The 21,008-nt window shown below is 63.4% G+C and carries 20 protein-coding genes; 6 read left to right on the forward strand and 14 right to left on the reverse strand.

The genetic code is table 11. The features are described 5' to 3' along the window. Window positions 1–16 precede the first annotated feature (16 nt). The 9 genes from cheB to HS968_RS04695 all read right to left on the reverse strand — a co-directional run bounded on the left by cheB (window position 17) and on the right by HS968_RS04695 (window position 9,454). The gene (gene cheB, locus HS968_RS04655; RefSeq protein WP_182370357.1) at window positions 17–1,021 is read right to left on the reverse strand and encodes a chemotaxis response regulator protein-glutamate methylesterase; all 1,005 of its coding nucleotides are present in this window, start codon (window positions 1,019–1,021) and stop codon (window positions 17–19) included. Continuing rightward, a complete protein-coding gene (locus HS968_RS04660; RefSeq protein ID WP_182370359.1) occupies window positions 1,018–3,273 on the reverse strand; it encodes a hybrid sensor histidine kinase/response regulator in 2,256 nt (751 codons plus the stop codon). The genes cheB and HS968_RS04660 overlap by 4 nt, the downstream gene beginning before the upstream one ends. Then, entirely contained in the window at window positions 3,270–3,956 is a 687-nt protein-coding gene (locus HS968_RS04665; protein ID WP_182370361.1) for a chemotaxis protein CheW, read from the reverse strand. The genes HS968_RS04660 and HS968_RS04665 overlap by 4 nt, the downstream gene beginning before the upstream one ends. Further along, window positions 3,949–5,199, reverse strand: a complete 1,251-nt coding sequence (locus HS968_RS04670; protein WP_182370363.1) for a CheR family methyltransferase — start codon at window positions 5,197–5,199, stop codon at window positions 3,949–3,951. Before HS968_RS04670 ends, HS968_RS04665 begins: the two co-directional genes overlap by 8 nt. A gap of 4 nt (window positions 5,200–5,203) precedes the next feature. Beyond that, window positions 5,204–5,698 carry a chemotaxis protein CheW gene (locus tag HS968_RS04675; protein ID WP_182370364.1) on the reverse strand — a complete coding sequence of 165 codons (495 nt, stop codon included), beginning with the start codon at window positions 5,696–5,698 and terminating at the stop codon, window positions 5,204–5,206. A gap of 3 nt (window positions 5,699–5,701) precedes the next feature. Continuing rightward, complete coding sequence (locus HS968_RS04680; RefSeq protein ID WP_182370366.1) at window positions 5,702–7,333, reverse strand: methyl-accepting chemotaxis protein; 1,632 nt, start codon at window positions 7,331–7,333, stop codon at window positions 5,702–5,704. Between the two features lie 151 nt (window positions 7,334–7,484). Continuing rightward, window positions 7,485–8,012, reverse strand: a complete 528-nt coding sequence (gene ppa, locus HS968_RS04685) for an inorganic diphosphatase (protein WP_182370368.1) — start codon at window positions 8,010–8,012, stop codon at window positions 7,485–7,487. 77 nt (window positions 8,013–8,089) lie between these two features. Continuing rightward, complete coding sequence (locus tag HS968_RS04690) at window positions 8,090–8,917, reverse strand: M90 family metallopeptidase (RefSeq protein WP_182370370.1); 828 nt, start codon at window positions 8,915–8,917, stop codon at window positions 8,090–8,092. Between the two features lie 81 nt (window positions 8,918–8,998). Further along, a complete protein-coding gene (locus HS968_RS04695) occupies window positions 8,999–9,454 on the reverse strand; it encodes a GNAT family N-acetyltransferase (RefSeq protein ID WP_182370372.1) in 456 nt (151 codons plus the stop codon). A gap of 243 nt (window positions 9,455–9,697) precedes the next feature. Between HS968_RS04695 and mpl the strand changes: the two genes are divergently transcribed. The 4 genes from mpl to HS968_RS04715 all read left to right on the forward strand — a co-directional run bounded on the left by mpl (window position 9,698) and on the right by HS968_RS04715 (window position 12,350). Further along, window positions 9,698–11,050 (forward strand): UDP-N-acetylmuramate:L-alanyl-gamma-D-glutamyl-meso-diaminopimelate ligase, encoded by a 1,353-nt coding sequence (mpl, locus tag HS968_RS04700; protein WP_182370374.1) that lies wholly within the window; start codon window positions 9,698–9,700, stop codon window positions 11,048–11,050. Window positions 11,051–11,131: 81 nt separating this feature from the next. Next, window positions 11,132–11,761: a flavin prenyltransferase UbiX gene (gene ubiX, locus HS968_RS04705; protein WP_182370376.1), complete on the forward strand. Its 630-nt coding sequence runs from the start codon at window positions 11,132–11,134 to the stop codon at window positions 11,759–11,761. 11 nt (window positions 11,762–11,772) lie between these two features. Next, window positions 11,773–12,060: a DUF2845 domain-containing protein gene (locus tag HS968_RS04710; protein WP_182370378.1), complete on the forward strand. Its 288-nt coding sequence runs from the start codon at window positions 11,773–11,775 to the stop codon at window positions 12,058–12,060. Further along, complete coding sequence (locus tag HS968_RS04715; protein ID WP_182370380.1) at window positions 12,060–12,350, forward strand: YceK/YidQ family lipoprotein; 291 nt, start codon at window positions 12,060–12,062, stop codon at window positions 12,348–12,350. Before HS968_RS04710 ends, HS968_RS04715 begins: the two co-directional genes overlap by 1 nt. Before the next feature lie 31 nt (window positions 12,351–12,381). Here HS968_RS04715 and holA read toward each other — a convergent pair whose 3' ends face one another. Genes holA through leuS form a run of 3 tightly spaced genes read right to left on the reverse strand, consistent with a single transcriptional unit; the run spans window position 12,382 to window position 16,748 of the window. Next, a complete protein-coding gene (holA, locus tag HS968_RS04720; protein WP_182370382.1) occupies window positions 12,382–13,413 on the reverse strand; it encodes a DNA polymerase III subunit delta in 1,032 nt (343 codons plus the stop codon). 56 nt (window positions 13,414–13,469) lie between these two features. Beyond that, window positions 13,470–14,081 carry an LPS-assembly lipoprotein LptE gene (locus HS968_RS04725; RefSeq protein ID WP_182370384.1) on the reverse strand — a complete coding sequence of 204 codons (612 nt, stop codon included), beginning with the start codon at window positions 14,079–14,081 and terminating at the stop codon, window positions 13,470–13,472. 54 nt (window positions 14,082–14,135) lie between these two features. Next, window positions 14,136–16,748 (reverse strand): leucine--tRNA ligase, encoded by a 2,613-nt coding sequence (gene leuS / locus HS968_RS04730; protein WP_182370385.1) that lies wholly within the window; start codon window positions 16,746–16,748, stop codon window positions 14,136–14,138. 178 nt (window positions 16,749–16,926) lie between these two features. Here leuS and HS968_RS04735 point away from each other — a divergent pair, with 178 nt between their 5' ends. Together HS968_RS04735 and HS968_RS04740 are read left to right on the forward strand one after the other, a co-directional pair. After that, complete coding sequence (locus HS968_RS04735; protein ID WP_182370386.1) at window positions 16,927–17,340, forward strand: hypothetical protein; 414 nt, start codon at window positions 16,927–16,929, stop codon at window positions 17,338–17,340. Window positions 17,341–17,507: 167 nt separating this feature from the next. After that, complete coding sequence (locus tag HS968_RS04740) at window positions 17,508–18,287, forward strand: YdcF family protein (RefSeq protein WP_182370387.1); 780 nt, start codon at window positions 17,508–17,510, stop codon at window positions 18,285–18,287. Between the two features lie 201 nt (window positions 18,288–18,488). On the opposite strand, the gene lnt is transcribed toward HS968_RS04740, so the two are convergent. Together lnt and HS968_RS04750 are read right to left on the reverse strand one after the other, a co-directional pair. Then, window positions 18,489–20,009 carry an apolipoprotein N-acyltransferase gene (gene lnt / locus HS968_RS04745; protein ID WP_182371575.1) on the reverse strand — a complete coding sequence of 507 codons (1,521 nt, stop codon included), beginning with the start codon at window positions 20,007–20,009 and terminating at the stop codon, window positions 18,489–18,491. Window positions 20,010–20,160: 151 nt separating this feature from the next. Then, on the reverse strand, window positions 20,161–21,000 hold the full coding sequence (locus HS968_RS04750) for an HlyC/CorC family transporter (protein WP_182370388.1): 840 nt from the start codon (window positions 20,998–21,000) through the stop codon (window positions 20,161–20,163). Window positions 21,001–21,008 lie beyond the last annotated feature (8 nt).

The raw sequence follows: 21,008 nt of genomic DNA on the forward strand, positions 1-21,008 counted from the left end.
AGGTGGCATATCGATCTCAGCTCAGTCGCTCGACCAGGCGTGCCGCGATTTTGTCCAGGGGTAGCACTTCCGCTGCGGCACCCAGGGCCACGGCGGCCTTGGGCATACCATAGACGGCACTGCTGGCCTGATCCTGGGCGATGGTGTGAAAGCCGCGTTCGCGCATCAGCTTCAGGCCCCTGGCGCCATCGCGCCCCATACCCGTCAGCAGTACGCCGATCGCTTCGCCGCGCCAGTAACTGGCCACGCTTTCGAAGAATACATCGATAGACGGCCGGTAGACCTGATCGGCCGGTTCACGCCGATAGACCAGGCGTCCTTCCGGCGAGAGGTAGAGGTGGTTGTTGGTGCCGGCCAGCAGCACGGCACCCGGCTGCAGGGTTTCACCTTCCTGGGCCAGGCGCACCGGCATGTGTGACTCGCTGCCGAGCCACTGCGCCATGCCTGCGGCGAACACTTCGTCGACATGCTGCACCAGCACGATGCTGGCCGGAAAATCAGCCGGAATCTGCTGCAACAGTTCGACCAGTGAGGCCGGTCCACCTGCCGAGGCGCCAATGGTCACCAGGCGCTTGCCACGGTTGTCGCTGTTGCGCAGCGGCGCCGGTTTGACCGTGCGCGAGGTCTTGTGGCCGATCATCCAGGCGATGTTGTGGATCTTGCGCCGCACGCTGGCGGCGTCGAGTACCTGCTGGGGGCCGAGCGAAGGGGCGGCGACCACGTCCAGGGCACCCGCGCCCATGGCATCGAAGACCCGCGCCATGTTGCGCTCGACGTCGGAGGTGACGATGAGAATGGCGCACGGCGTGTCGTGCATGATCCGCCGGGTCGCCTCCACGCCATCCATGCCGGGCATGAGCATGTCCATCAGCAGCAGATCCGGCAGATCCTCGCGGCAGCGGCGTACGGCTTCCTCACCGTTGCCGGCTACCCAGATCAGTTGGTATTCCGGCTCGGCCGCCAGGGCGCGGCGCAGGGCCTCGACGGCCAGTGGCATATCGTTGGCGATGGCGATCCTCATTCGCGTGCCTCACCTATCAGGGTCTGTACGGCGTCCAGCAGGGCTTCGTCATGGAAGCTCGCCTTGGCCAGGTAATAGTCGGCGCCGGCCTCGAGACCGCGGCGGCGATCCTCTTCGCGATCCTTGTACGACACCACCATCACCGGCAGCGAGCGCAGGCGCGGATCCTGGCGCACCTGGGTCACCAGTTCGATGCCATCCATGCGCGGCATGTCGATATCGGTGATCAGCAGGTCGAAGGCTTCGGCGCGCAGGGCATTCCAGCCATCCATGCCATCCACGGCCACCGAGACCTGATAACCGCGGCTAAGCAGCAGCTTGCGCTCCAGCTCGCGCACGGTGAGCGAGTCGTCCACCACCAGCACGCGCTTGCTCACGGCCTGGCGGGCATTGCTGCTGTGGTCGACCCGATCCAGATGGCCGTCGCCGAGCAGCTTGCCCACCGAGTTGAGCAGGTCGTCGACATCGAGAATCAGCACCGGGGTGCCGTCATGCAACAAGGCGCCTGCGGCGACGTCGCGCACCTTGCCCAGGCGCGGATCGAGCGGCATCAGTACCAGGGTGAATTCGCCAAGGAAGGCTTCCACGGCCAGGCCGTGATACTGCTCGCGGTCGCGAATCAGTACGATCGGGATGCTGTCGTCTTCTCCCTGTTTTTCCGCGCACTGCAGCAGTTGCGCCGCCGAGATCAGGCCGACATGCTCGTCGTCCAGCCAGAAGTGCTGGCGCCCTTCGAGCTGGACGATGGCGCTACGCGGCAGGCGCAGCATGCGTTCGATCTGCGCCAGCGGGAAGGCGTAGGCCTCGCCGCCAATGGTGACCACCAGCGCGCGTACCACCGATAGCGTCAGCGGCAGTTCGAGGTGGAACAGGCAGCCCTGATCCTGCGTTTGCAGCAGGCGCACGTTGCCGCGCATGCGACGAATCTCGTGCTGCACCACATCCAGGCCGACGCCGCGGCCGGAGACTTCGGTGACCTGCTGGCTCATGCTGAAGCCTGGCAGGAAGAGGAAGGACAGCAGTTCCTCCTCGGTCATCTGCTCGACCTGTTCGGCCGAGGCGAAGCGACGTTTCACCACCGCCTGCGCGACGCGCTGCAGGTCGATTCCGGCGCCGTCGTCGCTGACCTCCAGCACCAGCATGCCGGCATGGTGACGGGCGCGCAGCAGCACTCGGCCTTCTTCTTCTTTGCCTTTGCGCGTGCGCAGGGCCGGTGGCTCGATGCCATGGTCGACGGCGTTGCGCAGCAGGTGGGTCAGCGGGGCTTCCAGGCGCTCCAGCACGTCGCGGTCGACCTGAGTGTTCTCGCCTTCGATCTCCAGGCGCACCTGCTTGCCCAGTGAGCGACCGAGATCACGCAACATGCGTGTCTGCCCGGTGAGCACATCGGCGAAGGGGCGCATGCGCGAGGCCAGGGCCAGGTCGTAGAGCTGCTGGGTACGTTGCCCTCCGTGCCAGACGAAGTCGTCGAACAATTCCTGGTGAGCCTGTAGCTGCTGCTGGCATTCGATCAGCAGATTGCGGCTTTCGTTGAACAAGGCCTGTGCGGTGGCATCCTGTTCGCTGCCGAGCAGGTGTTCGCGCAGGGTCTCCAGCGTGCGCCGGGCAGATTCCTGCTGACGCTTGAGACGGTACAGCGATTCGCTCAGCGGTTTGGTGCGCTGGAACTCCACCAATGATTTGCCGGACAGGTCGATCAGGTGATCGAAGCGTTCGGCCGATACGCGCAATACGCGGCTGGTGCGTTCCTCGATGCTGGCGTCGGCGGGGGTATTGGGCGCGCTTGGGGCCGCCTGGGTTTGTTCGTGTTCCGCGTGCAATGCGCTGTTGCTGCCCGCCTGCGTGCGCAGGGCCGGCACGGCGTTGCCGAGCAGTACTTGCAGGCGCGTGGTGAGGGTTTCCACCCGGGCGTCCAGCTCGGCGTCCTGTTGCGCCTGGCCAATACGCAGCAGCAGGTCGGAGCCTTGCAGCAGCGCATCGATATGGTCGGGCAGCAGGCGTAGCAGGCCTTCCTGTGCGGCTACCAGCAGGTCTTCCATGGCGTGGGCGACCAGCACGCCATTGTCCAGGCCGACGATGCGCGCGGCACCTTTGAGCGAGTGCGCTGCGCGCATGCAGGCTTCCAGCTGGCTGGCGTTGGTCGGATCCCGCTCGAGTATCAGCAGGCCGGTGTCGAGCACCTGTTTCTGCGCCTCGGCTTCCAGGCGGAACAGGTCGAGCAGCGATGCGTCCCTCATCTGATCCGGTGTCACGCGAGGCTCCCGATCATGTGCTGCAGCAATGGTTCATCGTCCAGCAGGGTGATGCTCTGGCCCTGCCATTGCAGAACGCCGGCGGCGAAGCGGCTGATGGTGCGGCTGTCTTCGCCCTTGCTGGTGCTGATTTTATCCAGCGCGATGCGCTGAATACCGCTGACTTCGTCTACCGGTGCAACCAATGGGCCGCTGTCGCTCTGCAGGATGAGCATGCGCGGAATGACCCGTTGATTACTGCGGCGCAGTTCCTGTGCCTCCAGCCCCAGCAGTTCGCCTAGCGACAGGCAGGCGACCAGCGTGCCGCGTACGTTGGTCACGCCCAGCAGGCCACGGGTCTTGCGATGAGGCAGGACATGAATCGGTGAAACCGGCATCACTTCGGCCAGGCGGCGACTGGCGATGGCCAGCCATTGTTCGCCGAGACGGAAGATCAGCAGCGAGCGTTGTTCACCGGTTTCCAGGCTCGCTTCGCTCTGGCCGTACTGGCTGTCGTCCAGCTCCAGGGTGTTGCCATAGCGGTCGAGCAGGGCGATTGCTGCGGCGCCGTAGACCTCGCAGTTGCGACAGTGGATGTGGCGTTCGAGCTGTGGGCAGCGCTTGTCGCCGAACACGCCGATGCGATTCCAGCAATCGTCTACCGCCGTGTACGTCTGCTGTATCAGGTCAACGCTATCAGTCATCGTCACCTACTCCCGGCGTCTGCGCTCGACGGTAAAGGCGCTGTGCTCCCGCAGGGTCGCCCTGGGCTTCCAGATGCGCGGCCAGGTGGGTCAGCGCTTCGCGATGCTGTGGTTCGAGATAGATCGCCTTGCGGTAATAGCCACAGGCCTGTGCGCTATGCCCATCCACGTCGCTGAGCAGGCCTAGCCAATAGTAGGCCGCAGCGCTGGGGCCGTGGGTCTGCAGGTGCTGCTCGCTGAGTTGGCGGGCCTGCGCACTGCGTCCGGCATTGGCCAGGCTGGCGACTTCCGTCCAGGTATCTTCACTCTGTGCCTGCGGCCTTGGCGCCTGGCTCTGTACCTTTTGGGGCGCGGGGCGTGCTCGGCTGGGGAGGGGCGGTCGCGCCACAGGCGTGACCGATGGCCGCGTGCGGCTGGCTGCAGCACGCATCGTGGCAGGTTTGGCGGGTATGCTCGGTGCCAGGCGAAAGGCGAAGGTCTGCTGGCGACCCAGTGCCTGCAAGCCGTTCTGGCTGGCCAGGCTGGCCTCTGCCGGGCCGATGAACAGGGTGCCTTCTGCCTGCAGCTGGCGCTTGAGCAACTCCAGCACACGCACCTGGGTGGGGCGGTCGAAGTAGATCAGCAGGTTGCGGCAGAAGATGAAGTCATAAGGCGTTTCGCCGGCGAACAGATTGCCATCGAGCAGGTTGCCGGTGCGCAGGCGTACGCAGTCGCGCACGCGTTCGTCGAGCAGGAAGCTGCCGGCCTGCTCGCGGAAGAAACGGTCGCGAAACTCCAGGGCGTCGCCGCGGAACGAGTTGCGTCCATAAAGACCCTTGCGCGCCTGCTCCAGCACCTTGTCACTGACGTCGAGCGCATCGATCTGGAACTGGCCAGGAGCGAAACCGGCATCGAGCAGGGCCATGGCGATGGAGTAGGGTTCTTCGCCGCTGGAGCAGGGCAGGCTGATCAGGCGCAGAGGGCGTGCGCCATGTAGCTGCGCCTGGCGTTCCAGGGCCAGGCTGGCCAGGGCATTGAAGGATTCCGGGTAACGAAAGAACCAGGTCTCCGGTACGACCACGGCCTCGACCAGGGCCTGCTGTTCGCGTGGCGAACCGCCCAGTGTCGTCCAGTAGCTTTCCAGTTCATGCAGGCCTATGGCAGCCATGCGTTGGCGCACGGCGCGTTCGATCACGCTGCGCCCGACCGACTCGGCATCCAGACCGATGCGGCTTTTCAGCAGGCGCTCGATATGCTCGATCATGCTGTCAGCCCTGCGCCACGGGTTGGAACAGCAGGGCGCGCATGGCGTCATCGAGCAGGTTGCTGACCTCGATGCGCTGGATCACGCCCTGGCTGTCGCGCTGAACCGGGCCCAGGTAATCCGGCAGGCCGGCTTCCAGGCCGCTGGCCTTGAACGCCTCGGGTGCCAGGCGCAGGGTATCGGTGGCCTGCTCCAGCAGTAGGCCGAGTACCGGGGAGTGCTCGCCCTGGCTGGGGGCGAAGCGCACCAGCACCAGTCGTGTACTGCTACGCGAGCGTGCTTTGCGGCCGAGCACGCGCTGGCACAGGTCGATCACCGGGGTCATGCGGCCACGGTGTTCGAACAGCCCCGCGACCCACTCAGGAGCCTCGGGCATCTGCTTCAGGCGGCGCAGCGGCAGCACCTCGACGACCTCGCGAGCGGGGAGGGCGTAGCGATCCTCGCCGAGCTGAAACTGCAGGTGCAGTTCGCCCGTGGCTGTTTTGCTGGAGGCCGGCATTGCTCAGACCTTGAAGCGGCTGACGCCAACACGCAGGTTGTTGGCCACCTGATTGAGTTCATCGATGGCGGCGCCGGCCTGGCGCAGCGAGTCGACGGTCTGGCTGCTCGCTTCGCTGAGCTGTACCAGTGCCTGGTTGATCTGCTCGGCTCCGGTGGACTGCGCCTGCATGCCTTCGTTGACCATCTGGATACGTGGCGCCAGCGCCTGCACCTGCTGGATGATCTGGCTGAGCTGATCGCCCATCTGGGTCATCTCGCCGATACCACGGCGTACTTCTTCGGAGAACTTGTCCATGCCCATCACGCCGGCCGACACGGCGGACTGGATCTCACGCACCATCTGTTCGATGTCGTAGGTGGCCACGGCAGTCTGGTCGGCCAGGCGGCGCACTTCCACGGCAACCACGGCGAAGCCCTTGCCGTATTCGCCGGCTTTCTCGGCCTCGATGGCCGCGTTGAGCGACAGCAGGTTGGTCTGATCCGCCACCTTGACGATGGTGGTCACCACCTGGGTGATGTTGCCGGCCTTCTCGTTGAGAATCGACAGTTTGCCGTTGACCACGTCGGCGGCGCCCATCACCTGGTGCATGATTTCTTCCATGCGCGCCAGGCCCAGCTGGCCGGTGCCGGCGAGAATCGAGGTCTGTTCGGCGTTGTCGGAGACTTCGCCCATGGTGCGTACCAGGTCACGCGAGGTGGCGGCGATCTCCCGTGAGGTGGCGCCGATCTCGGTGGTGGTCGCCGCCGTTTCGGTGGCGGTGGCCTGCTGCTGGCGCGAGGTGGCGGCAATCTCGGTGACCGAGGTGGTCATCTGCACTGCCGAGCGCTGAGCGTTGCCGACCAGGTTCTTGAGTTCGCCGACCATGCTGTTGAAGCCGAGCTCGATGGCGTTGAATTCGTCACGGCGATGCAGGTCGAGCTTCACCGACAGATCGCCACTTTCCAGCACCTTGAGGGTGTTGACGATACGCTCCACCGGTGTGGTTATGGCGCGCATCAGCAGCCAGCCGCAAACGGCCGAGGCGAAGATGGTCAGCAGGATGGCGATCAGCATGCCCACCTCCATGACACGCACGGCATTGCGAATCTCGAGCGCGGCGGCGTCGGCTTGGGCGCGGTTCAGCTCCATCAGCTCGCCCAGCAGGTCTCGACCTTTCTCCCACTCGGGGAATACACGCTCGGCACTGAATTGGCGTGCCTGGCGCAGGTCGGTGGTCAGCAGGCTATCGAGCAACTGGCCCTGGCGGTTCAGATAAAGACGCTGTTGTTGGCGGAACTGCTCGGCCAGAGCCCGTTCCTTTTCATCGGTCACGGTGTTCAGGTAGCGAACGAACTGCTCGTCGAGCGCCTGCTCGCTTGCCGCGAACAGTTCACGGTAGCTGTCGAGCAGGGCCGGAGCCCCTTCATCGCTGAAACGCAGCAACAGGCGGCGGGTGTCGAGCATGTGCCCGGCCCAGATGTTCTGTGCCTTGCTGGTGTAGTAAATGCCGGGAATCGACTCGTTGCGGATGCCGTTGGCTTCACCCTCGACCTTTACCAGGCGCAAGTAGGAAGCACCTGCCAGGAGAACCAGGATGGCGATAATCAGCATGAAGCTGACAATGATTCGATTACGTACGGTCAGGTTCATCATGTCCATTGGGCCTGGCTGGTCAGGTTTTGTATTCGATTACAGCATATCGGCATGCTGCCGTTTTGCCTGGGTGTAACGAATGTGTACCGGTTGGCTGGCGAAAGGCAATAAAAAAGCCGGCTTGTGGCCGGCTTTTAGGAGGTGTCAGGGCTTACTTCTGATAAGCCGCGACTGCCTTGATGATCAGGCCGCGGGCTTCTTCAGCGCCGCCCCAGCCTTCTACCTTGACCCACTTGCCCTTCTCCAGATCCTTGTAGTTCTCGAAGAAGTGCTTGATCTGCTCGATCAGCAGAGGGGGAAGGTCGGTGTATTCCTGAACGTCCTTGTACAGAACGGTCAGTTTGTCGTGTGGAACCGCAACCAGCTTGGCGTCGCCGCCGGCTTCGTCGCTCATGTGCAGTACGCCCACCGGACGAGCACGGATCACCGAACCCGGGGCAACCGGATAAGGCGTCACGACCAGCACGTCGAGGGGGTCACCGTCGTCGGCCAGGGTGTGCGGGATGAAACCGTAGTTGGCCGGGTAGAACATCGGAGTGGCCATGAAGCGATCGACCATCAGGCAATCGGTATCGTGGTCGATCTCGTATTTGATCGGCGCGTGATTGGCCGGGATTTCGATGGCAACGTAGATGTCGTTCGGCAGGTCTTTGCCAGCCGGGATCTTGCTGTAGCTCATGGGGGAACTCCCAGGGAGGGCCAAAAAAGTGGGGCGCATTATAGGCGTATTCGCAATGCGTTACTACGCTGGCCTACTCAGCCATTGGTCGCGTTTTCGACCGTCCTGTAGTCTGGGTGTTCCGCCTGCAAACGCTTCAGCCGCGCCAGGGTGTCCTGGCGATAGAACCGCGCCAACTGGCTGTAGACCTCGGGGAACGCTTGCGCCAGCAGATCCGGGGCGGTGAAGAAGTATTCGCTGGTCACGGCGAAGAACTCAGCCGGGTCTTCGGCTGCGTAAGGGTCGATAGCGGTTTCGGCGTCAGGGTCGGCATCCAGTTCGCTATTGAGCTGGTCATACGCGCTTTGCATGGCCGTCGCCCAGTCCTGTACGCGCATATCGCGGTGCAAGGGCGGCAGGCCATTGGCACCGCCTTCGAGCATATCCAGCTTGTGCGCCAGTTCGTGGATCACCAGGTTGTAGCCTTCCCAGCCGCCGCTGGCCTCGACACCGGGCCAGGCGAGAATCACCGGCCCCTGTTGCCAGGCCTCGCCACTGCGGGCGTCGTCCCACTCGTGCTCGATGCCGCTGGCGTCGCGATGGCGCTGTGGGCTGAGGAAGTCGTCCGGATAGAGGACGATCTCGTGAAAGCCCTGATACCAGTCCAGGTCACCCAGGTGCAGCAGCGGCAGTTGCGCCTGAACCGCCAGCAGCAGGCGCTCGACTGGGCCGAGTTCGAGGCCGGGCAGGGTGGTGAGGTGCTTGTCATGCAGGAACAGCACGGCGCGTTCGCGCAGGTGCTGCAGCTCGATGTCATCGAGACCATCGATAATGGGCAAGCGCCTGCGCACTTCGGCCCACTGCTCAGGATCGACCGGGTTGCGTTCGAGGGTGCGCCGACGGCGCCAGGCCTTGAGTGACCACATGAGGAGTGCTTCGCTGCGGAAAACCCGGCCACCTTAAGGGCGGTGGCCGTTCACGGCAAGCCAGGGCGAGCAGACTGCCGCTCAGTCTTCGCTGATCGGCAGTACATAGTTCTTGAACTGGTCGTCCTCGCGAAAGCCGATGGATTCGTAGACTTTCTGCGCCACCTCGTTGTCGCGGCTGGTGGCCACGCGCATGCGCACGGCGTTGGTTTCCTTGGCCATCTGCTTGGCGGTGTGCAGCAGGCGGTCGGCTACCAACTGGCGACGAGCGTCTTCGGCGACATAGATGTCGTTGAGAATCCATACGCGCTTGAGCGACAGCGAGGAATAGCTGGGATAGAGCTGGCAGAAACCGAGCAGTTTGTCTTCGTCGTCGGCCAGCGCCAGGTAGATCACCGACTCCTTGCGGCGCAGACGCTTCTCGAGAAACTTGCGCGATGACTCGGGGAAGGGCAGTTCGTTGTAGAACTCGCGGTATTTGACGAACAGCGGGGTCAACAGGTCCAGGTGCTCCAGGGTGGCTTGGACGATGCGCATGGTGGGCCTCGGCTTCTGTAATAGGGCTGGAGTGGCGATGCAGCTGTTGTGCCAGCAGGCCAGCCGATGCTGCCTCAAAGCCAGTTGAAAGCGCAATCCAAGCAAGCGTTTGATTTTTGTTCGGCGCAGCAACTTGGTGCCCGCACCTCGGTCTGAACAGGGCGCAGCAGCCGCTCGACGGGCGCTGTGCTAACCTGCCGCCCATGTTTCACGGCTCTTCACGGGCGTTTTTCGAGGACATCCATGCACATCCATATTCTCGGCATCTGCGGCACCTTCATGGGGTCGCTGGCCGTTCTGGCCAAGGAACTCGGCCACCGCGTCACGGGCTCCGATGCCAATGTCTATCCGCCCATGAGTACTCAGCTGGAAGCTCAGGGCATCGAGCTGATGCAGGGTTATGACCCGGCGCACCTGCAACCGGCACCGGATCTGGTGGTGGTGGGCAACGCCATGAGCCGCGGCAATCCGGCGGTGGAATATGTGCTGAATAAAGGCTTGCCGTATGTCTCGGGCCCGCAGTGGCTGGCGGATCATGTGCTGCAGGGGCGCTGGGTACTGGCGGTGGCCGGTACCCATGGCAAGACCAGCAGTTCGAGCATGCTCGCCTGGATCCTGGAGCACGCCGGCATGAGCCCGGGCTTTCTGATCGGTGGTGTGCCGCAGAACTTCGGGATTTCCGCGCGCCTGGGCGGCACGCCGTTCTTCGTGGTCGAGGCCGACGAATACGACAGCGCCTTCTTCGACAAGCGCAGCAAGTTCGTTCATTACCGTCCGCGTACAGCGATTCTCAATAACCTGGAGTTCGATCACGCCGACATTTTCCCGGATCTGGCGGCGATCGAGCGGCAGTTCCATCACCTGGTACGCATCATCCCCAGCGAAGGCCTAGTCATCCATCCGGCCAGCGAAACCGCGCTGGCGCGGGTGATCGAGATGGGCTGCTGGACGCCGGTGCAGACCACTGGCGAAGGTGGGCAATGGCAGGCGCGTCTGCTCGCTGCCGACGGTTCGCGCTTCGAGGTGAGCTTCGATGGCAAGGTCGAAGGCACCGTGGAGTGGAATCTGACTGGCCAGCACAACGTCGCCAACGCCCTGGCCGTGCTGGCTGCGGCGCGTCACGTCGGCGTGGTGCCGGCGCTCGGCATCGAAGCGCTGGGCAAGTTCATCAACGCCAAGCGGCGTATGGAGAAGGTCGCTGAAGTGAACGGCGTGACGGTTTTCGATGACTTCGCCCATCACCCGACGGCCATTGCCACGACGCTGGACGGCCTGCGCAAGCGCGTCGGGGAGGAGACTCAGGTGATCGCGGTGATCGAGCCACGCTCCAATTCGATGAAGTTGGGCGCCCATCGTGATGGCCTGGCCGAGTCCGCCGAACAGGCCGACGCGGTGTTCTGGTACGCGCCGCCTAATCTTGGCTGGGATCTGGCGGCGACCGTCGTACAGGCGCGCAACCCGACTCGTGTGTGCGACTCGCTGGAGTCGATCATCGATGGTGTGAAGGCTTTGGCGCGTCCAGGCACTCAGGTGGTGATCATGAGCAATGGTGGCTTCGGCGGCCTGCACGGCAAGCTGGCCAAGGCGCTGATCTGAAACGCATAACCCTGTGGTAGGGCCGGTGAAACCCGCCACCCACAAAGAACCGGCGGGTTGCACCCGCCCTACGGAGCATCCATGAGCGGCCCCGAACGCATTACCCTGGCCATGACCGGCGCATCCGGCGCGCAATATGGTCTGCGCCTGCTCGACTGCCTGGTGCAGGAGGAGCGCGAGGTGCATTTCCTGATTTCCAAGGCCGCGCAACTGGTGATGGCCACCGAGACCGACGTGGCATTGCCGGCCAAGCCGCAGTCCATGGCTCAGTTTCTTACCGAATACACCGGCGCTGCACCGGGGCAGATCCGCGTATATGGCAAGGAAGACTGGATGGCCCCGGCTGCTTCCGGTTCCGGGGCGCCGACCGCCATGGTGGTGGTGCCGTGTAGTACCGGCACCATGTCAGCCATTGCTACCGGCGCCTGTAACAACCTGATCGAACGCGCCGCGGATGTGGCGCTTAAGGAGCGCCGCCAGTTGATCTTGGTGCCGCGCGAGGCGCCGTATTCCAGCATCCACCTGGAGAACATGCTCAAGTTGTCGAACATGGGTGTGACCATCCTGCCGGCCTCGCCGGGTTTCTATCACCAGCCGCAGACGCTGGATGATCTGGTGGACTTCGTCGTTGCGCGCATCCTCAATTGCCTGGGCGTTCCCCAGGACATGCTGCCGCGCTGGGGCGAGCACCACCTGGTGTCGGATGATTAAGGAGATTGTTCATGCCGGTTGCGATCCGTTGTGTGCTGGGAGGCGTTCTGGCGTTTTCACTGTTGCCGGTGGCCGAGGCCTCCATGCGCTGTGGGACTGCGCTGATCTATGAGGGAGAGCGCAGTGTCGAGGTGCTGCGCAAGTGTGGTGAGCCCGACCAGCGTGAGGTGACACCACCCAGTAGCCAGCAGGGCGGCGGAGTGACGGTCGAGCAATGGGTATATGGGCCACGCAATGGGGTCTATCGCTACCTGCGTTTCCTCGACGGCAAGCTTGTCGAAATCAGGACTGAGCGGTGATGAGACGGCGTCTGCCGCTCATTGTGCTGCTGGTGCTGAGCCTCAGTGGCTGCGCCACGGTGCGCACGCTGGATGCCGCCAAGCCGGGGGCGCCAGTGGTTTACGCCGGTACGCGACTGGATTGGTACAGCCTCAATGGCGGCTGCTGCCCATTGGATCGTTTCGGTGCCGAGGCGCCACGCCATGCGGCGCTGGATCTGCCAGCCAGCGTGCTGCTCGACACCTTGCTGCTGCCGTTTTCCCTGGCTACCGCACTGGGCGTTCGATTGGGTGTAAGCGGCGGATTATAGCTGCTGGCGTAGGCTGGGTCTTATGACTGACTTACGCGAGACGCAGGCGTTGACCGGCCAGTTGCAGTGTCAGCAAGGCCAGCTCGCTCCAGGGATTGCCTGCCGCCTGCCCTTTGATCTGGGCGTCGATCAGTTGTGCCTGTTGCAGCAGTTGGCCCCAGCGTTTGCTGCTATGCCGTTGCAGGGCTTTGGAGAGCAGCGGGCGACGTTTATCCCATACGGGAGGGCGGGCACTGGCGAAGGCCTTGTCCAGCGGGATGCCCTGGCTCTGCTCATGAGCGATACCGGCCAGCAGGCGAATCTCGCGGGCCAGCGCCCAAAGGATCACCGGAGTTTCCACGCCTTCGCCGCGTAGGCCTTCGAGCATGCGCAGGGCATGCGCCGCATCGCCGCCCAGGGCGCAGTCGATCAGACCGAAGACATCGAAGCGGGCACTGTCAGCGACTGAGGCCTGCACGGTTTCAGCGTCGATCTGGTTGCCTTCGGCCAGCAGCTTGAGCTTTTCCACTTCCTGGGCGGCCGCCAGCAGGTTGCCTTCCACGCGTGCGGCGATCATCTCCACCGCATCAGCGCTGGCACTCAGACCAGCCTGGGCGAGGCGTTGGCGAATCCACTGCGGCAATTGGTTGGCATCCACTGGCCAGATCTGGATGAACTGGCAGGCCTGGCCATCAATCAGCGCCTTGGCCCATTTCGATTTCTGCGTGCTGCCGTCGAGCTTGGGCAGGCTCAGCAGCAGTACCGTGTCTTCTGGGGGGCGGGAGAGGTATTCGAGCAGGGCCGCTGTGCCCTTGTCGCCTGGCTTGCCGGACGGCAGGCGCAGCTCCAGCAGGCGTTTTTCGGCGAATAGCGACAGGCTGGCGCCTGCCTGCAGCAGGTTGCCCCAATCGAAGTTGGCTTCGGCATTGAATACCTGGCGTTCGCCGAATCCCTGCTGACGGCAGGCCTGGCGAATGGCGTCGGCGGTTTCCTGGCACAGCAACGGTTCATCGCCACTGATGGCGTAGACCGGAGCGAGCTGGCCTTGCAGGTGTTTGCCGAGTTGCGCGGGGGCAAGCTTCATGGACGTGATGTCATCGAGGCAGGGAGGCATCGGGCCGCCTGCGCGGCCCGTGAGCCTTACTGGATCGGCAGTTCGATGGGAGACTGCTGTGGTGCGACCTGGCTTTCGCGGGCGCGGCGAGCCGCTTCCAGTGCTTCGGCTTCCGCCTTGGCGCGGGCTTCTGCGGTCTGCTGCAGTTGATCCAGTTGCTCTGGAGTGATCTGTTGCAGGTTGAGCGCCAGTTGCTGGATCAGCTCACGGCGCAGCTCGCGGCGCAGTTGCGCGGCTTCCTGATCCGAGCCGGCCAGGTTGTTGTCGTCCTGCTGGTAGTAGTTCTGCACTTCGACCTTGTTGCTGGTCAGCAGCAGATCCCGAGCGCCACGGATCTCATATTCCAGAGCCATGGTCAGTTCGTACTCGGCGGTACGGGCGCCGCTGCTGTAGCTGGCGCTGCGACGATTCTCGGTTTCGCGGCTGATTATCAGCTTGTAGGGCGCACCGGCATGTACGCGAACGTCGTTGCGATTCAGTACTTCACGCAGTTCCTGCACGGTATCGCCATAGGCATCGCGTGCGGTTACGTTGAGTTCCTTGATGGCAAATTGCACATCGCCAGTGCCACGCAGCTGGAAGCCGCATGCGCTGAGCAGGACGGCCAGGCCGATCACCAGCAGATTCCGTTTCATCATTCTCATATCCCCTTGGCGGATCACGGCGCCACGTTGCCGTGGCGCCGAGCTTAATCAGTTGGCGACTATGTTGACCAGTTTGCCCGGCACCACGATGACCTTGCGAATGCTCAGGCCTTCGGTGAAGCGCAGCACGTTCTCGTTGCCACGGGCGGCGGCTTCGACTTCCTCGCGGCTGGCGCTGGCCGGCACTTCGATCTGCCCGCGCAGCTTGCCATTGACCTGTACCACCAGGGTCAGGCTGTCCTGCACCAGGGCGGACTCGTCGACCTGCGGCCAGCTGGCGTCGATGATCGCGCCTTGCTTGCCCAGTTCGCGCCACAGTTCATGGCTGATGTGCGGGGTGATCGGGGCGAGGATCAGGGCGACGGTTTCCAGGCCTTCCTGAACCAGCGCACGATCCTGCTCGGTCGCGGTAGCGGCTTTTTCCAGCACGTTCATCAGTGTCATCACCTGGGCGACAGCAGTGTTGAACTTGTGGTGCAGGCCAATATCGTTGCTCGCCTGCTTGATGGCCAGGTGAATGGCGCGGCGCACGGCTTTCTGCTCATCGTTCAGGGTGGCGATGTCGAGTTTGGCTGGTTGGCCAGCACTCACGTGGCTGTGGGCCAGGCGCCAGACACGACGCAGGAAGCGGTTGGCACCTTCGACGCCGGAGTCCGACCATTCGCAGCTCATGTCGGGCGGCGAGGCGAACATCATGAACAGGCGGCAAGTGTCGGCGCCGAAGGCATCAATCATCGATTGCGGGTCGACGCCGTTATTCTTCGACTTGGACATCTTCTCGGTGCCGCCGATTTCCACCGGCAGGCCATCGCTCTTGAGCTTGGCGCCGATGACCTTGGCCTTGGCATCACGCTCGATTTCCACGTCGGCCGGGTTGAACCAGTCCTTGCCACCGTTTTCCAGGGTGCGGTAGTAGGTTTCGGCGACCACCATGCCTTGAGTCAGCAGGTTCTTGAACGGTTCGTTGGAGGTGACCAGGCCTTCGTCGCGCATCAGCTTGTGGAAGAAGCGCGCATACAGCAGGTGCAGGATGGCGTGCTCGATACCACCGATGTACTGATCGACCGGCAGCCAGTGGTTGGCGGCTTTCTGGTCGACCATGCCCTTGTCGTAGTGCGGGCTGGCGTAGCGGGCGAAGTACCAGGACGATTCTACGAAGGTGTCCATGGTGTCGGTTTCACGCTTGGCCGGGCTGCCGCATTTCGGGCAGGTGCAGCTGTAGAACTCGGGCATCTTGGCCAGCGGCGAACCCGCGCCGTCCGGCACTACGTTTTCTGGCAGCACGACCGGCAATTGATCTTCCGGCACTGGTACGTCGCCACAGGTCTCGCAGTGGATGATCGGGATCGGGCAGCCCCAGTAGCGTTGGCGGCTGATACCCCAATCACGCAGGCGGAACTGGGTCTTGCGCGCGCCGTGCTCGCTGGCTTCCAGATCGGCGACGATGGCGTCGAAGGCTTCGGTGAAGGTCTTGCCGTCGTATTTGCCGGAGTTGATGGTGGTCAGGCCATCCTTGTCGCCGTACCAGGCTTGCCAGGTAGTGGCGTCGTAGTCCTTGCCTTCGCCGGTGTAGACCTGCTTGATCGGCAGCTCGTACTTGTTGGCGAATTCGAAGTCGCGCTCGTCATGTGCCGGCACGGCCATTACCGCACCTTCGCCATAGCCCCACAGCACGTAGTTGGCGACGAACACCGGCAATTTGTCGCCGGTCAGTGGGTGGATGACGAACTGGCCGGTGGCCAGGCCTTTCTTCTCCATGGTGGCCATGTCGGCCTCGGCCACGGAGCCGGCCTTGCATTCGGCGATGAAGGCCTGCAGCTCGGCGCTGTTCTCGGCTGCGCGCTGGGCCAGCGGGTGCTCGGCGGCCACGGCCACGTAGGTGGCGCCCATCAGGGTGTCGGGGCGGGTCGAGTAGACCTTGAGCTGGCCGCTGGTACCGATGCTGGCGACGTCGTAGTCGAAGGCGATATCGGCACCGTAGCTCTTGCCGATCCAGTTGCGCTGCATGGTCTTGACCTGTTCCGGCCAGCCATCGAGCTCATCCAGGCTGCTCAGCAGCTCATCGGCATAAGCGGTGATCTTGAAGTAGTACATCGGGATTTCGCGCTTTTCGATCAACGCGCCCGAACGCCAGCCACGGCCGTCGATGACCTGCTCGTTGGCCAGTACGGTCTGGTCGACCGGATCCCAGTTCACGGTGCCGTTCTTGCGGTAGATCACGCCTTTTTCGAACAGGCGGGTGAACAGCCACTGCTCCCAGCGGTAGTAGTCCGGTTTGCAGGTGGTGACTTCACGTGTCCAGTCGATGGCCAGACCCAGCGATTTCAGCTGGGTCTTCATGTATTCGATGTTCTCGTAAGTCCACTTGGCCGGTGCGACCTGGTTCTTCATCGCGGCGTTTTCCGCCGGCATGCCGAACGCGTCCCAGCCCATCGGTTGCAGGACGTTTTTGCCGAGCATGCGCTGGTAGCGGGCGATCACGTCGCCGATGGTGTAGTTGCGCACGTGCCCCATGTGTAGCTTGCCGCTGGGGTAGGGGAACATCGACAGGCAGTAGAAGGTTTCCTTGCCGGGCTGTTCGCTGACGACGAAGGATTTCTGCGCGTCCCAGTGGGACTGCGCGGCGGCTTCTATTTCACGGGGCGAGTACTGTTCGTGCATGGCTCTGGCGCTGAAGGAATGGGGCTTGCGGAAAACGCCGTAGCATACATGAGCGCCGTCTATCGAGGGAAACCCAGATTGCCCCGTGGCCGCCGTTGGTCGCGGCAGCCGGCTGCTTGCGGTGCCTTCGCTAAGCTTGACTCAAGGGCTGCGAGTCTTGGGCCTTGCGAGGTTTCGAATGACTAATGCACGGCAGGTGGAGCGAGGTGGCGGTCTGTATGAGCGGCTGCTGCATCGACTCGCCCTGGCACTCGAGGAGGCCGACACCGCCAGTCGCCTGCATGCCGAGCCGCTGCGCGATCTGGAACTCGATGGCCTTAGCCCCGCCGAGTTGGAGCTGATTCGTGCCTACCTCAATCGTGACCTGCACTGGCTGCGTGGCTGGCATGCTGCCGCTGAAGAACTGGCACTGATTCAGCGGCAACCACTGCGCGCCAGTCGGCCGGTGAACAAGGTCAAACCACTGCCCAAGCGTCGTCAGGCGCTGTGCTGCGCCTTGTGTGGTACGCCTGTGAGCTGGCATCGCGGGCAGGATGCACAAGCGTGTCAGGCTTGTGGCTCGAAGCTGTTTCGCAGCGGCAATTCCCGTTAGCAGGCTATTGAAAACTACCTACGTTGCCATCGCGGCGTTAAAAACAGGCTCGGACTGCTCATTTACAGCTCGTAAACTCCGCGTCCTCGCCTATTTTTGCCTTGCGCTGGCTGCCTCGCCTACGTTTTCAACAACCTGCTAGGCTTGGGCGCCCTTGGAGGTGCCTGATGCCGATTCGCTACATCCTCAAACAACTGCTGATGCCGCCAGGCATTCTGCTGCTGCTGATCCTGCTGGCCTGGTGGTTGCGCCGCTCGTTTCCACGCCTGGCTGCCGCCTGTCTGGCTACGGGGGTTGGCGGCTTGTGGTTGATGAGCCTGCCGGCCGTGATGCAGTGGAGCGCCGGGCTGCTCGAGCGCGAGCCGGTGTTGGCTGAAGAACAATGGACGACGCTGGCGCAGCGTGCCGATGCCATCGTCATTCTCGGTGCGGGGCGTGAGCAGAATGATCCGGGCTGGGGCGGTGCCGATCAGCCTGGTTTGATGGCGCTGGAGCGGCTGCGCTATGCGGCGCGATTGGCGCGGGCCTCAGGTTTGCCGATGGCGGCCTCCGGCGGCCTGCATTATGGGCAGCCGCCCAGCGAGGCGGCGTTGATGGCTGATGCGATGCAGCGTGACTACGGTCTGCCGATTCGCTGGCTGGAGGAGGAAAGCCGCACCACCTGGGAGAACGCCGTGCTCAGCGCCGAGCTGCTGCAGCCACAGGGCGTGCGTCGTGTGGTGCTGGTGACCCAGGCCTGGCATATGCAGCGGGCGCGCTGGTGTTTCGAGCAGGCTGGTTTCGACGTGATCACTGCCCCGATGGGCTTTCTCAGTGCCGGCTATGAGCGGCCGCTGGGTGGCTGGCTGCCGGAGTCCCGGGTGATCTGGCAGAGCAGCATGCTGCTCAACGAGGCGATTGGTCTGGCGGTCTATCCGCTGGTGTACGGGCAAGGTGAGAGGGAGTAGGGCGTACTCGCCGCAGGCAGTACGCCATTGGGATGGTTCGGTATGCTTGGCGGACTGTTCGCTGAGGCTCCTGAGTCCGCCCTACAGGGCTGAGGCTACGAGCGGCTGGCGTTCCAGTCCGCCCTACGGGCCCGTTTTCGATCGGTGCGCATGGCGCACCCTACGGGAGCCGTCTGGCGGGCTCCCATAGGGGGTAGAGCTTTACAGCGTCTTGGCCATACGACTGGCCAGCAATGCCCAGCCCAGGATCAGGGCGCAGAGAATCGCCAGCGGCCAGATGCGCCATTTCAGGTAGGGCGTCAGCCCCTGCATCGGTACCACCTCGCCATACAGCACGGCCTGCTGGAACTGCGGCAGCCATTGCTGCACACGGCCGTGCGGGTCGATGGTCACGGTAACGCCGTTGTTGGTGGCGCGGATCATCCAGCGACCGGCCTCCAGCGCGCGCATCTGCGCCATCTGCAAGTGCTGCAGCGGGCCGATCGAGCTGCCGAACCAGGCATCGTTGCTCACGGTCAGGAGGATGTCGCTGTCCGCGGCCAAGTCAGCGGCGAACTCCGGGTACACCACTTCGTAGCAGATGAACGGTGCGATCCGGTATCCCTTGGCCAGCAGCGGCGATTGACCTGCAGGGCCGCGAGCGAAGTCGGACATCGGCAGGTCAAAGAAGGCGATCAACCCGCGCAGTACTTCCTGCAAGGGCACATACTCACCGAACGGCACCAGCTTCTGCTTCAGGTAGGTGCCCTGGCCTTCGCCGAAGCTGGTGATGGCGTTGTAATAACGCAATTCACCCTCGGCATTGCTCTGGCGTACCGGCACGCCGGTGATCAGCGCGCTCTGGCGGTCACGCGCGAAGCGATCCATCACGCCGATATAGCCTTGCGCCATGTCCTTGAGTACGGGGATCGCGGTTTCCGGCCAGACCAGAATATCCACCGGCTTGGCACTGAAGCTGAGGTCACGGTACAGGGCGAGCTGAGCATTCAACTGCGCCGGATCCCACTTCATGCTCTGTTCCACGTTGCCCTGGACTGCCGCGATTTTCAGTGGTTCGCCAGCGGTTTGTGTCCAGTCGCGATCCTGCAATGCCAGGCTCAGCGCCCAGGGGGCTAACAGCAAGATCACTGCTGTGACGTAGCGCGGCTTGTTCGGGCGCAACGTATTGAGGTTGATGATCAGCGCGGCGGCCAGCACCAGCACGAAGGAAATCAGCCATACGCCGCCAATCGGCGCCAGGCCGGCCAGCGGGCCGCTCAACTGGCTGTAGCCGGCATAGAGCCAGGGGAAACCGGTGAGGAACCAGCCACGGAAGACTTCCTGTGCCAGCCACAGGGCGGCGAATGCCAGGGAGTCGGCCAGTGGTGCTTCGCTACGACGTATCCAGCGCGCCCAGAGGGCAGCCATCAGGGCGAAGAACAGACCCAGAATGGCGACGAAGCCCAGCGTCAGCAGGCCGGCGAGCGCCGGTGAGGCGGAGCCGTAATCATGAATGCTGACATACACCCAACTGGTGCCGGCGGCGAACAGGCCAAAACCGTAGCACCAGCCGCGCAGGGCAGCCTGTCCCGGGCGCAGCTCGCGCAGGCCGAAGTACAGCACGGCGATGGAGAGCACAGCCAAAGGCCAGATATCGAAGGGGGCGAAAGCCAGTGGCGCGATGGCGCCGGCAACCAGGGCGGCGAGATGGCCGGGCCAGCCCGAACGGGTCATCCATTGCAGCATGGGCAAGTCCTAGGAAAGCGGTGGCGCAAGGGTAGAGCGGAATCAGCGCCTCGGGAAGGCACCAATGGGGAATTTCGTGGCAGTGTTTTGCAAGGCTGCAAAAACGCCTCGTCACGGCCCTGTGTGCGGCCATGACGAGGCGTCAGGCTCAACGATTCAGCGGGGTCAGGCGCAGCAGGTGGATGCGGCGACTGTCGGCGTTGAGCACGCGGAAGCGGAATTCACCGATCTCGGTGACTTCGTTACGCTTGGGCAGGTGGTCGAAGGCGTTCATCACCAGACCGCCAACGGTGTCGTACTCATCATCGGGGAATTCGCTGCCGAAGCTCTCGTTGAAGCTGTAGATCGGCGTCAGCGCCTTGATCAGGAAGTCGCCCGATGGCAGCGGCTTGATGTAGCCGTCTTCCTCGACGTCATGCTCGTCTTCGATGTCACCGACGATCTGCTCGAGCACGTCCTCGATGGTCACCAGGCCGGCGACGCCACCGTACTCGTCGATGACCACGGCCATGTGGTTGTGGTTGGCGCGAAACTCGCGCAGCAGCACGTTGAGGCGCTTGGACTCGGGCACGAAGGTGGCCGGGCGCAACATGTCCTTGAGGTTGAAGTCCGGCTGTTCACCGGAGAGGATCAGCGGTAGCAGATCCTTGGCCAGCAGGATGCCGATCACGTCGTCGAGGCTTTCGCCGATCACCGGGTAGCGCGAGTGTGCGGCGTCGATGATGGCAGGCAGGAATTCGCGTGGCGTCTGGGTGGCCTTGATGCTGATCATCTGCGAGCGCGGCACCATGATGTCGCGTACCTGCAGGTCGGCGACCTGAATGGCGCCCTCGACGATGGCCAGTGCCTCGCTGTCGAGCAGCTTGTTCTGGTGGGCTTCGCGCAGGACTTCCAGCAGTTCCTGGCGGTTTCTCGGCTCATGAGCAAAAGCCTGGGTCAGCTTGTTGAACCAGGACTTCTGCTCGTTGCTCGATCGATCTTCGCTCATGGCGTTTA

It is taken from the genome of Pseudomonas berkeleyensis, from assembly GCF_014109765.1.
In the GTDB taxonomy this organism is placed as follows: Bacteria; Pseudomonadota; Gammaproteobacteria; order Pseudomonadales; family Pseudomonadaceae; genus Aquipseudomonas; species Aquipseudomonas berkeleyensis.